This window comes from Rhodobacteraceae bacterium IMCC1335 (assembly GCA_039640495.1).
Lineage (GTDB): Bacteria > Pseudomonadota > Alphaproteobacteria > Rhodobacterales > Rhodobacteraceae > Thalassovivens.
The window spans coordinates 1,217,354-1,229,619 of sequence record CP046864.1 but is presented as its reverse complement, the minus strand read 5'-3'; the positions used below and the strand labels follow the sequence as shown (position 1 = coordinate 1,229,619).

Genomic DNA, 12,266 nt, shown 5'->3' with positions numbered 1-12,266 from the left:
TAATGATCGCCGAAAAATAAATGCCGATGAAATCGCTTGCTTTCTAAGAAATCTCTGGCGAAGGTTTTCACATGTTTTAAAGGAGGGGAATGACAATGCCTAAACCGCTTAAACTCAACGCTGGCCGCCTGCGCCAACAGGATATCAAGCGCTATTGGGAAGACGGTTTTTTATTTCCCATTCCCGCGATCAGCCCGGATGCCGCGTTGGAGTTTCGCCGCCAATTAGAAATGATTGAAACAGAATGGACGCACAAAAGTTTGCCCCAGCCTCTGAACACCTACAAACGCGTCAACGCGCAATGCGTGATGCCTCTGGCGTATCAGATTGGCGCAGAGCCGGGCATTCTCAACGTTGTTGAAGGCATTCTAGGCCCAGATATTCTGATATATGCGGTTGAATTTTTTATCAAAGAGCCGAACACTCGCCATAAAGTGACAATGCATCAAGACCTCACCTATTGGGGGCTGGGCGCCACATCTGAAATGGTCACTGCTTGGCTGGCCCTATCACCTGCGACGCGGCAAAGCGGCTGTATGGATTTTGTGCGCGGCAGCCATAAAAACCCGATACTGCCGCATAAGGACAGTTTTGCCAAAGATAATTTGCTGTCGCGCGGCCAAGAAGTTCAGGTTGACGTGGCCGAGCAAGATAAAACCTCAATCGAAATTCAACCCGGCGAAATCTCATTGCATCACGGCTTAACCATTCATGGTTCTGGGCCCAATGTAAGCGATGACCGGCGCATCGCGGCAGTGATCCGATACGTGACCCCGAATGTCGCCCAAGAAATTGGCGCCCGCGATTATGCCATTCTCGCAAGGGGGTCAGACAGGCAGGGAAATTTTATTCATGTTGCACCGCCTAAAGGCTTATTTAATGCCACCGACTTACAATTGCATGAAGAAATCCGTGTTGCGCAGGCCGCAGCCAAAATGAAAAACGCCAAAGCAAAAAAAGGGCTTTTTGCATGATTAATAAGGTGAAATTTACACAAATGAAAGACGGCGATAAAGAAGATTATGATTTCTTAACCGAACATGAAATCGCCTTTTCAAATGGCACCGCGGACCGGCTGCTAAAGGCATTGGTCGAGCTGGATGAAAGTCTGTCGGGCTATCAAGTGACCCGCCTTGAGCATTCCCTGCAAGCGGCTACACGGGCTTGGAAAGACGGCGCAGATATCGATTGGATCGTTTCTGCCTTGCTGCATGATATAGGCGATATTTACGCGCCCTATAATCACGACGAATATGCCGCCAGTATTTTACGGCCCTTTGTGCGCGAACAATGCAGCTGGGCGGTGGAAAAACACGGGGATTTTCAGATGCTGTATTATGCCCATCATGTGGGCGGCAATCCAGACAAACGCTTGGCTTACAAAGAGCATCCGTATTTTGAAGATTGCGCAACATTTTGCGAACGCTGGGATCAAGCCAGTTTTGATCCAGCTTACGCCAGCCAACCGCTTGAATTTTTTCAAGACATGGTGCGCGAGGTATTTGCGCGCAGCGCCTATGATCCAGAAGTTTTACGCGCCGGAAAGCGTGAGCCGCTTAGCACATGATCTTGACCCCGTTTTAGATTTTCTGCCGGCCAAGGGTTTGGCGTGCGATATGTGGCAGCTTCTGGAACGCATAAATTCCAAGATGACCCGTTTAATATTGCGCGCGGCCCCTTTCCCTTTGTCGTAATAAAAGTTATCTCGGCGCAAAATAATGCAAGACGGGACAGCTCTGATGGCTTTGGACAAAAACTTCGATGCGCAAAAGGCAGAAAGCCGGCTTTACCAAGCTTGGGAAAAAGCGGGTTGTTTTAAGGCCGGTGCGAATGCGAAACGCTCCGAAACATTCAGCATTATGATCCCGCCACCCAATGTAACGGGCTCGCTGCACATGGGGCATGCGTTCAACAATACTTTGCAAGATATCCTGATCCGCTGGCACCGCATGCGGGGGTTTGACACGCTTTGGCAGCCCGGCACGGATCATGCGGGGATCGCGACGCAAATGGTGGTTGAGCGGCAATTGGCGGCGGCGAAACTGCCAAGCCGGTCTGAAATGGGCCGCGCCGCATTTTTGAACAAAGTTTGGGATTGGAAATCGCAATCTGGCGGTACAATCATCAACCAACTGAAGCGCCTTGGTGCCAGCTGCGATTGGGATCGCACAGCCTTTACGATGTCCGGCGCGCCCGGCGCGCCGGAAGGCGAGTCGGGAAATTTTCATGATGCCGTGATCAAGGTTTTCGTTGAAATGTATCACAAAGGCCTGATCTACCGAGGCAAACGCCTGGTCAACTGGGACCCGCATTTTGAAACCGCGATTTCAGATCTTGAAGTAGAAAACATCGAAACCGCGGGCCATATGTGGCATTTCAAATATCCGCTCGCGGGCGGCGAAACCTATACCTATATCGAAAAAGACGCGGATGGAGCCATCACTTTCGAAGAGGAACGCAGCTATATTTCCATCGCCACCACGCGCCCCGAAACGATGCTTGGCGACGGCGCTGTCGCCGTTCACCCTTCGGATGCCCGCTATGCCCCGATCGTGGGCAAGATGTGCGAAATCCCCGTTGGGCCGCAAGCCCAACGCCGTTTGATCCCAATCATCACCGACGAATATCCCGATCCCGATTTCGGCTCGGGAGCGGTAAAAATCACCGGCGCGCATGACTTTAACGATTACCAAGTGGCCAAGCGCGGCAATATTCCAATGTATTCTTTGATGGACACAAAAGGCAAAATGCGCGCTGATGGACGGCCCTATATAGAAGAGGCAAGCGATGCGAAAGCGATTGCCGCAGGGGAAAAGCCATTCGATGAGGCCAGCATTGCCGCGATGAATTTGGTGCCCGAGGCCTATCGCGGCCTCGACCGTTTTGAGGCCCGCCAACGGATCATCGAGGATATCACCCGCGCAGGTTTGGCCGTGATGACGATGGTCGAGAGCAAAAATGCGGAAACTGGCGAAATCAACGTCAAAAGCGTGCCGCTGGTAGAGAATAAACCAATTATGCAGCCCTTTGGCGATCGCTCAAAAGTCGTAATCGAACCTATGCTCACCGATCAATGGTTCGTGGATACCGATAAAATCGTGGGGCCAGCGCTTGATGCCGTGCGCAATGGCGATACCGAAATCCTGCCAGAGCGGGATAAAAAAGTGTATTTCCATTGGTTGGAAAATATCGAACCCTGGTGCATTTCGCGCCAACTTTGGTGGGGGCACCAAATTCCCGTGTGGTTTGACGCCGAGGGCAATCAATATTGCGCCGCCACTCAGGCCGAGGCACAGGCGCAGGCGGGGCCAGATGTACCCTTAACCCGCGATCCAGATGTGTTAGATACGTGGTTCTCATCTGGGCTGTGGCCCATCGGCACTTTGGGCTGGCCCGAAAACACTGAAGCGCTCCGAAAATACTTTCCCACAAGCGTCTTGATCACAGGCTTTGATATCATCTTTTTCTGGGTCGCCCGCATGATGATGATGCAATATGCGGTGATGGGCGAAAAACCCTTTAGCACCGTTTATGTGCATGCGTTGGTGCGCGATGAAAAAGGTAAGAAAATGTCCAAATCTTTGGGCAATGTCTTGGATCCCTTGGAACTCATCGATGCTTATGGCGCCGATGCTGTGCGCTTTACCTTAACCGCAATGGCCGCGATGGGGCGCGATTTAAAGCTCAGCACCCAGCGCATCGCGGGCTATCGGAATTTTGGCACAAAACTTTGGAACGCAGCCCGGTTTGCCGAGATGAATGAAGTTTATGCAACGCTGGACTCGGCAGGCAAAAGCCAATTGCCAGCGCAACTTCAACAAACGCTGAACAAATGGATTGTCGGCGAAACCGCCAAAGTGCGCGAAGCGGTCGATGCCGCGCTAAGCGCCTATCGCTTTAATGACGCGGCGAACCTGCTTTACGCCTTTGTTTGGGGCAAAGTCTGCGATTGGTACGTTGAATTTTCCAAACCGCTCTTATCCGGTGAGGATGAGGCCGCGCGCGCAGAAACCCAGGCGATTATGGCTTGGGTGATGGACCAATGCCTGATTTTGCTTCACCCCATCATGCCGTTCATCACCGAAGAGCTTTGGGGCAGTTTGACCAAACGAGAGACAGCGCTGATCCATACTGACTGGCCCAGCTATAGCAGCACGCTTATAGATGCCGCAGCTGATAAAGAAATGAATTGGGTGATTGGCTTGATCGAGGAAATTCGGTCTGTGCGCGCGCAAATGCACGTGCCTGCGGGCGCCAAAGTCAACTTGCTGGTCAGCGCGCTTGACGCGGCAGGTCAAGACGCTTGGGAGCGAAATCAAGCGCTGATTATGCGCTTGGCGCGGATCGAAACCCTAAGCGCTGTTGATACATTTCCCAAAGGATGCGCCAATATTTCAGTCTCCGGTGGAGATTTTGGGCTGCCTCTGGCCGATCTGATCGATATCGGCGCAGAGACGGCGCGCCTGAACGCCGCGCTCGGAAAGCTTGCCAAAGAACTGGGGGGATTGAAGGGGCGACTCAATAATCCAAAATTTGTGCAAAGCGCGCCGCCTGAGGTGGTTGAAGAAACCCGTGAAACTCTTGCCTTGCGTGAAGAGGAAGAGGCCCAATTAAAAGCTGCTTTGACACGTCTTACCGAGTTGGGGCAGTAATTGAGGGTTTGATGGCGGCAGATCAGCATTCATCGGGCGCGCCCTGGCGCAATTTTTACGGGCGCTTTAAAGGCAAAACGTTGCGCCCTGGCCAAGAAGAAGCGCTGGAAAGCGACCTTGCGCAGCTTTCTTTGGGCCCGGTCAGTTGGACTGAGAATCCTGATCGCACCGCGCTGGATTTGACCCAAATATTCAACGCCAGCGAGGTATGGCTTGAAATTGGCTTTGGGGGCGGCGAGCATCTGGTGCATCAAGCCGTTCAAAATCCCGAAACCGGTGTGATCGGATGCGAGCCTTATATCAATGGGGTGGCAATGCTGCTGCAAAAAATTCGCCGCGCAGAGGCACAAAATATTCGGATTTATCCGGGCGATGCACGGCATCTCTTTGATGTGTTACACCCAGCCTCAATCTCCAAAGCGTTTCTACTCTATCCCGACCCTTGGCCAAAACGCCGCCACCACCGCCGCCGTTTCGTAACGCCCGAGCATCTGGCTCCGCTGGCGCGGGTGCTAAAACCGGGGGCCGAGTTTCGCGTGGCAACGGATATTGTCGATTATGTTCGCCAAACTCTTTTGGAAGTGCCCAAACAGGGCTTTGCCTATCAGAACCAAGATCCCAAAGGCCGCAACCCGGCATGGTCGGATTGGATTGCAACCCGCTATGAACAAAAAGCCCTACGCGAGGGTCGAATGCCGCATTATTTAACGTTTCATCGCCTTTAAACGGGCTTTTAAAACCCAACCAACCGGGTGGAAATCTCATAGACGCTGGCAGTGGCTTAGGATATGACGCTGCGGAAAATGTAAGGAACCAAGCCATGTCCTCTCACGCTGTTGCACGACCGATGATTGCTTACAAATCCGGCCCCTTAACCGGAGAGGCGCATGTGCCCGGTGATAAATCAATTTCGCATCGCTCGCTCATCTTAGGGGCGCTCAGCGTCGGCACCACCACGATTAAAGGCTTGCTTGAGGGGGATGACGTGTTGGATACGGCCAAGGCCATGCGCGCATTTGGCGCAACCGTCACCCAGCATGCTGCGGGCAATTGGAGCGTTGACGGCGTGGGCGTGGGGGGCTTTTGCGAGCCCGATACCGTCATCGATTGCGGCAATTCGGGAACCGGCGTGCGCTTGATCATGGGGGCAATGGCAACGCATCCAATCCGTGCAACCTTCACCGGCGATGCCAGTTTAAACAAACGCCCAATGGCCCGCATAAGCGATCCTTTGGCGCTGTTTGGCGCGCAAACCTATGGCCGCAGCGGCGGCCGTTTGCCAATGACCATCATTGGCGCCGAAACCCCCACACCCGTGCGCTACGAAGTGCCTGTTCCATCGGCGCAGGTGAAATCAGCGGTTTTATTGGCAGGTCTAAACACCCCAGGGAAAACCATGGTTATTGAACAAGAAGCCACGCGCGATCACACCGAACGCATGTTGCGCGGGTTTGGCGCTGAAATCAGCGTGCAGATCACCGATGCGGGCCGCGAGATTACTCTGACAGGGCAACCAGAATTGCAGCCTCAAGACATCACCGTGCCGCGCGATCCAAGCTCAGCAGCTTTTCCGGTTTGCGCAGCCTTGATCACCGAAGGCTCGGATGTATTGGTGCCAAATATCGGCCTGAACCCAACCCGCTCTGGTTTATTTACCACGCTGCTTGAAATGGGAGCCGATCTTGAATATGAAAATGAGCGGGTTGAAGGCGGCGAACCGGTCGCCGATCTGCGGGCGCGGTTCTCTCCAAATATGCGGGGCATTGAGGTGCCACCCGAGCGCGCCGCCAGCATGATTGATGAATATCCCATTCTGTCCGTTGTCGCTGCCAATGCGCAGGGCGATACCGTGATGCGCGGCGTGAAAGAACTTCGGGTCAAAGAAAGCGATCGGATCGACGCTATGGCAACGGGCCTGCGCGCGAATGGCGCCACCGTAGAGGATGGCCCGGATTGGTGGATTGTATCTGGATGCGGCGCACAAGCTGTGCCCGGTGGCGCCAAATGCGCCAGCCATCTTGATCACCGTATCGCAATGTCATTTTTGATTTTGGGAATGGCCAGTAAAAACCCTGTCTCCATAGATGATGGCAGCCCCATCGCCACCTCTTTTCCGATTTTCGAAAGCCTGATGGCTGCGCTTGGCGCACGGCTTGAACATAGCCAAGAAAGTTAGGAATTAAAGTGGCTTTTACAGTTGCAATTGATGGCCCTGCAGCCGCTGGCAAAGGCACAATCTCGCGCGCCGTTGCGCAGCATTTCGGGTTTGCTTATTTAGACACTGGAGTGCTCTACCGCGCCGTGGGATGGCTGCATCTTCAGGGCCAGGATCCCCTTGCAGCGGCCCACAACCTGGACCTGAGCAGCATCGATATCACCGCGCTGCGCACCGCCAAGGTCGCCGAGGCTGCCAGCAAGCTGGCCGCGATACCCGACATAAGGCAGGCGTTGAGCGAATTTCAAAAAAGCTTTGCCCGTGCGCCCGGTGGCGCGGTTCTGGATGGTCGCGACATCGGAACGGTGGTTTGCCCCAAAGCCGAGGCAAAATTATTTATCACAGCACGAGCAGAGACACGCGCCCAGCGCCGCTTTGCTGAATTGAAGCGCAGCGACACGACCGCGCAGTATAGCGATGTTCTAAAGGCCGTATTAGAGCGCGATGCGCGCGATGAAACCCGCGCCTCGGCGCCGTTGCAAGCCGCCCCTGACGCCTATCTTTTAGACACCAGCGATTTAACGATCGAACAAGCCTGTTCAGACGCGATCACTTATATCGCCAAAATCCGAAAAGACGAGGCGTAACCATCCTAAGATTATCGGGATTTATACCTTGTCAGCTTGGTAAAATTAGCCTAAAGACGCGGTTGTTGTGACGGTAAACATACCGCAAAGCGCTAAAGATCGAGCAGGGTCGGACCATCCGGCCCTTTTGCGTTTTGGAAAAACCGGATCAGCCAATGAACCCCAAGACCGGCGGAGACAACCGCGCGGCCAGAAAAACCAGTAAAGGAAACTGAGACCACATGGCTCAAAATACATCGATGGAGGAATTCGAAGCCCTCCTGAATGAAAGCTTCGAAATTGACACACCCCAAGAGGGCTCAGTTGTCAAAGGCAAAGTCATCGCGATCGAAGCGGGACATGCCATTATCGACGTTGGTTATAAAATGGAAGGCCGCGTTGAATTAAAAGAATTTGCAAACCCAGGTGAAGAGGCCGAAGTTGCCGTTGGAGAAGAAGTCGAAGTCTTCTTGCGGCAGGTTGAGAACACCAAAGGGGAAGCAGTTATCAGCCGGGAAATGGCGCGGCGCGAAGAAGCTTGGGATCGCCTCGAAAAAGCCTATGCCGAAGAAGCGCGGGTTGACGGCGCAATCTTTGGACGCGTCAAGGGCGGCTTTACGGTGGAATTGGGCGGCGCGGTTGCGTTCTTGCCCGGCTCGCAAGTGGATGTGCGCCCCGTGCGCGACGCGGGCCCATTGATGGGGCTGAAGCAACCTTTCCAAATCTTGAAAATGGACAGACGCCGGGGCAATATCGTTGTATCTCGTCGCGCGATCCTGGAAGAAAGCCGTGCCGAACAGCGCGCAGAAGTGATCGGTAACTTGGCCGAAGGCATGTCGTTGGAAGGCGTTGTGAAGAATATCACAGAATATGGTGCCTTTGTGGATCTGGGCGGCGTTGATGGTCTGTTACACGTGACCGATATGGCGTGGCGCCGGGTAAACCACCCGTCCGAAATCTTGACGATTGGCGAATCGATCAACGTTCAAGTGATCAAAATCAACAAAGACACGCATCGCATCAGCCTTGGCATGAAGCAGCTGCAAGAAGATCCTTGGGATCGTGTGGCCGCCAGCTACCCGCTGGAATCAGTCCATCAGGGTGTGGTGACAAATATCACCGATTACGGTGCCTTTGTTGAGCTGGAAGCCGGAGTCGAAGGCTTGGTTCACGTTTCAGAAATGTCATGGACGAAGAAAAACGTGCATCCAGGCAAAATCGTTTCAACCAGCCAAGAAGTGGAAGTTATGGTTCTTGAGATCGATGGCACAAAGCGCCGCGTCTCTCTGGGCCTTAAGCAGACACAGCGCAATCCTTGGGAAGTCTTCGCTGAAAGCAATCCAGAAGGCACGCAAGTTGAAGGTGAAATCAAAAATATTACTGAATTTGGCCTGTTTGTCGGGTTAGACGGTGATATTGATGGTATGGTTCACCTGAGCGATATTTCTTGGGATGAACGCGGCGAAGACGCGATCCAAAACTTCCGCAAGGGTGACCTTGTTCAGGCCGTGGTGTCTGAAGTGGATGTTGAGAAAGAGCGTATCAGCCTGTCGATCAAAGCCTTGGGCGGTGATAAATTTGCCGAAGCCACGGGTGGCGTAAAGCGCGGCTCGATCATCACGGTTGAAGTTACCTCAATCGAAGATGGTGGGATTGAAGTGGAATACGAAGGCGCAAAAGCCTTTATCCGCCGCTCAGATTTAAGCCGCGATCGCGCAGAACAGCGCCCCGAACGCTTCTCTGTGGGCAATAAGGTAGACGTGCGCGTAACCAATATTGATAGCAAAACGCGCAAGCTTGGTCTATCGATCAAAGCGCGTGAAATTGCCGAAGAAAAAGAAGCCGTAGAGCAATATGGATCGTCAGATTCTGGCGCTTCATTGGGTGATATTTTGGGCGCCGCGCTGAAAGGCGACGAATAAGTTCTACCACATAAATTGATAAGGCCCCCGCACTCCCATTGGAGCGCGGGGGTTTTTTTATGCGCCGCTTAGAAACGATTCGTCCGTTTTAACGTAAACGCTAAGACATCTCTTTCTTCGCCCGTAAAAATGTCCCAAGCAAAAACAGAAACTGGTAACGATCATTAAATACCTCAAAAAAGCGGATAATTTTGCGCCACAGAAAAACAAAGCATTTCCAAACAGGATGATTATTTTGTAACCTGACGTTATTAAAATCAAAACATAGGGGGAGGCCACGTGATTAGATCGGAACTAATACAGATCATAACGGACCAAAATCCGCATTTGTACCAACGCGATGTTGAGAGAATTGTTAATACCGTATTCGACGAAATTACCAATGCAATGACGAATGGCGATCGGGTGGAATTGCGCGGCTTTGGTGCGTTTTCTGTCAAACGCCGGGATGCGCGCGTGGGTCGCAACCCGCGCACCGGTGCCTCAGTGGATGTTGAGGAAAAGCACGTCCCGTTTTTTAAGACTGGCAAATTACTGCGCGATCGTCTGAACGGGAAAACGTAAGTCATGAAATATCTGCGCTATGCCTTTCTTATAAGCCTGGCGCTTGTTCTTATTATCGTTGCAGTGGCGAATAAAGCACCGGCCGAACTTGCCTTCCTACCGCCTGATCTTGCAAATTTGATCGGGATGAATTGGTCAATCACATTGCCCGTTTTTCTTGTGTTTTTCTTGGGTATTATCTTTGGAGTTCTCGTCGGCTTTATATGGGAATGGTTGCGAGAATATAAATTGCGGTCGGAGGCTGCCGCAAATGGAAAAGCCTTGCGGCAGGCTGAACGCGAACTGAAAAAGCTCAAACAAGAAAAATACGCAGATCAAGACGATGTCTTGGCTCTGATCGATGAGGTAAGCTGAGCATGACCCAAAGCCCAACGCGGGTGAAAATTTGTGGCCTTACCAGCCCCGAAGCCATAAAGGGCGCAGCTCAAGCCGGAGCAACGTACGGAGGGTTGGTATTTTACGAAAAATCACCCCGCCATTTAAGCTTGGCAAAAGCCCGGGAAGTGGCCTTAGCAGCGCCCCCAGGCTTCGCCAAAGTGGCCTTGGTTGTGAACCCCCAAGATGCGTTTCTAGAGGAAATGTTGTCACAGGTTCCCATCGATATTCTGCAATTACACGGAGCAGAACAGCCACAGCGCGTTCAGCAAATCAAGCAAAGCACAGGCCTGCCGATTATGAAAGCGCTCGGGATCGCAACGGCTCAAGACTTACGCGAAATTGATCGATACGCTGAAATTTGTGATCAATTGCTGATCGACGCAAAGCCTGCCCCCGGGGCCAAATTGCCGGGGGGAAACGGGTTGGCCTTTGATTGGCAACTTCTTGAAAATCACACCTGGAAAATACCTTGGATGCTCGCAGGTGGTTTGACACCCGATAATGTGGCCCAAGCCGTACGCGTAACGCAGGCGCGGCAGATTGATGTCTCCTCTGGCGTAGAAAGCGCTCCGGGCACCAAAGACATGGAAAAAATGCGTAACTTCGTGGCTCAGGCCCGCCTCTGAGGCAAAACATCACCCTTTCACCTTTATATGATGTACTCTCTTTACCCGCCGGGGTTACAAAGCTACATCTTGCAAAAGCCGATTTTTGGAGGGGCGCATGCCAAACGATCTTTTTAACAGCTTCATGACCGGACCCGATGAAAAGGGCCGGTTTGGTCAATTTGGCGGAAGGTTCGTTTCAGAAACATTGATGCCACTTATTTTGGAATTGGAAGAGCAATATAACATTGCAAAAACCGATGATAGTTTCTGGGCCGAGATGAATGATCTTTGGACGAATTATGTTGGCCGGCCCAGCCCGCTTTATTTTTCTGAACGGCTCACAGAGCATCTTGGCGGCGCCAAAATCTATATGAAACGCGACGAACTTAACCATACCGGCGCGCATAAGATTAACAACGTATTGGGTCAGATTATTTTGGCGCGCCGCATGGGAAAAACACGTATCATCGCCGAAACTGGGGCTGGTCAGCATGGCGTTGCCACAGCGACAGTTTGCGCAAAATTCGGTTTGAAATGCGTGGTCTATATGGGCGCACATGACGTAGAACGGCAAGCGCCAAACGTGTTTCGGATGCGGCTTTTGGGCGCCGAAGTTGTGCCCGTCACCTCGGGGCGCGGCACTTTAAAAGATGCTATGAACGATGCGTTGCGCGATTGGGTAACCAATGTACGCGATACCTTTTACTGCATTGGTACCGTTGCTGGGCCGCATCCCTACCCCGCCATGGTACGCGATTTTCAAGCCATTATCGGCAAGGAAACCAAAGACCAAATGCAGGCCGCCGAAGGCCGCCTGCCCGATACCATCATTGCCGCGATTGGCGGCGGCTCGAACGCGATGGGCCTCTTCTTTCCGTTTTTAGACGATAAAGACGTGAATATCATCGGTGTTGAGGCTGGCGGAAAGGGCGTAAACCAAAAAATGGAACATTGCGCCTCGCTCACCGGGGGGCGTCCGGGCGTGCTCCACGGCAACCGCACCTATCTTTTGCAGGATGATGATGGGCAAATTCTCGAAGGATTTTCGATTTCGGCCGGCTTAGATTATCCCGGGATCGGCCCCGAGCATTCTTGGCTGCATGAAATCGGCCGCGCAAAATATGTGGCTATTACCGATGCAGAGGCGCTTGAGGCCTTTCAGCTGTGCTGCGCGCTTGAGGGGATCATTCCCGCCCTCGAGCCAAGCCACGCGCTGGCCCATGTGATGAAAATTGCGCCCGAGCTGCCCAAGGACCATATCATCTGTATGAATATGTGCGGGCGCGGCGATAAAGATATCTTTACCGTGGCCAAACATCTGAATTTTGATATGGGCGCGCTTGGATAATCCACAGGTCTCA

Annotated in this window: 11 protein-coding genes; all 11 read left to right on the top strand. The window is 52.7% G+C overall.

The window, feature by feature from the left end; translation table 11 throughout:
- The first annotated feature begins 95 nt into the window (after positions 1-95).
- The 11 genes from GN241_05830 (at position 96) to trpB (ending at position 12,253) form a co-directional block, all read left to right on the top strand.
- Positions 96-974, top strand: coding sequence for a phytanoyl-CoA dioxygenase family protein (locus GN241_05830; GenBank protein XAT59190.1), 879 nt, complete (start codon positions 96-98; stop codon positions 972-974).
- Positions 971-1,567 carry an HD domain-containing protein gene (locus tag GN241_05825; GenBank protein XAT56929.1) on the top strand — a complete coding sequence of 199 codons (597 nt, stop codon included), beginning with the start codon at positions 971-973 and terminating at the stop codon, positions 1,565-1,567. Before GN241_05830 ends, GN241_05825 begins: the two co-directional genes overlap by 4 nt.
- A 172-nt stretch (positions 1,568-1,739) precedes the next feature.
- A complete protein-coding gene (locus GN241_05820; protein XAT59189.1) occupies positions 1,740-4,652 on the top strand; it encodes a valine--tRNA ligase in 2,913 nt (970 codons plus the stop codon).
- A gap of 11 nt (positions 4,653-4,663) precedes the next feature.
- Positions 4,664-5,377, top strand: a complete 714-nt coding sequence (gene trmB, locus GN241_05815; GenBank protein ID XAT56928.1) for a tRNA (guanosine(46)-N7)-methyltransferase TrmB — start codon at positions 4,664-4,666, stop codon at positions 5,375-5,377.
- Positions 5,378-5,472: 95 nt separating this feature from the next.
- Positions 5,473-6,828 (top strand): 3-phosphoshikimate 1-carboxyvinyltransferase, encoded by a 1,356-nt coding sequence (gene aroA, locus GN241_05810; protein ID XAT56927.1) that lies wholly within the window; start codon positions 5,473-5,475, stop codon positions 6,826-6,828.
- 8 nt (positions 6,829-6,836) lie between these two features.
- Positions 6,837-7,454, top strand: a complete 618-nt coding sequence (locus GN241_05805) for a (d)CMP kinase (protein XAT56926.1) — start codon at positions 6,837-6,839, stop codon at positions 7,452-7,454.
- 221 nt (positions 7,455-7,675) lie between these two features.
- A complete protein-coding gene (gene rpsA, locus GN241_05800) occupies positions 7,676-9,355 on the top strand; it encodes a 30S ribosomal protein S1 (GenBank protein XAT56925.1) in 1,680 nt (559 codons plus the stop codon).
- 279 nt (positions 9,356-9,634) lie between these two features.
- Positions 9,635-9,919: an integration host factor subunit beta gene (ihfB, locus tag GN241_05795; GenBank protein ID XAT56924.1), complete on the top strand. Its 285-nt coding sequence runs from the start codon at positions 9,635-9,637 to the stop codon at positions 9,917-9,919.
- Between the two features lie 3 nt (positions 9,920-9,922).
- On the top strand, positions 9,923-10,273 hold the full coding sequence (locus GN241_05790; GenBank protein ID XAT56923.1) for a DUF1049 domain-containing protein: 351 nt from the start codon (positions 9,923-9,925) through the stop codon (positions 10,271-10,273).
- Positions 10,274-10,275: 2 nt separating this feature from the next.
- Positions 10,276-10,923 carry a phosphoribosylanthranilate isomerase gene (locus GN241_05785; protein XAT56922.1) on the top strand — a complete coding sequence of 216 codons (648 nt, stop codon included), beginning with the start codon at positions 10,276-10,278 and terminating at the stop codon, positions 10,921-10,923.
- Between the two features lie 97 nt (positions 10,924-11,020).
- Complete coding sequence (trpB, locus tag GN241_05780) at positions 11,021-12,253, top strand: tryptophan synthase subunit beta (GenBank protein XAT56921.1); 1,233 nt, start codon at positions 11,021-11,023, stop codon at positions 12,251-12,253.
- Positions 12,254-12,266: the final 13 nt, after the last annotated feature.

Coding starts and splice junctions, on each gene's coding strand:
- GN241_05830 (XAT59190.1), top strand. CDS start 96: ATGCCTAAACCGCTTAAACTCAACGCTGGCCGCCTGCGCCAACAGGAT.
- GN241_05825 (XAT56929.1), top strand. CDS start 971: ATGATTAATAAGGTGAAATTTACACAAATGAAAGACGGCGATAAAGAA.
- GN241_05820 (XAT59189.1), top strand. CDS start 1,740: ATGGCTTTGGACAAAAACTTCGATGCGCAAAAGGCAGAAAGCCGGCTT.
- trmB (XAT56928.1), top strand. CDS start 4,664: ATGGCGGCAGATCAGCATTCATCGGGCGCGCCCTGGCGCAATTTTTAC.
- aroA (XAT56927.1), top strand. CDS start 5,473: ATGTCCTCTCACGCTGTTGCACGACCGATGATTGCTTACAAATCCGGC.
- rpsA (XAT56925.1), top strand. CDS start 7,676: ATGGCTCAAAATACATCGATGGAGGAATTCGAAGCCCTCCTGAATGAA.
- GN241_05790 (XAT56923.1), top strand. CDS start 9,923: ATGAAATATCTGCGCTATGCCTTTCTTATAAGCCTGGCGCTTGTTCTT.
- GN241_05785 (XAT56922.1), top strand. CDS start 10,276: ATGACCCAAAGCCCAACGCGGGTGAAAATTTGTGGCCTTACCAGCCCC.
- trpB (XAT56921.1), top strand. CDS start 11,021: ATGCCAAACGATCTTTTTAACAGCTTCATGACCGGACCCGATGAAAAG.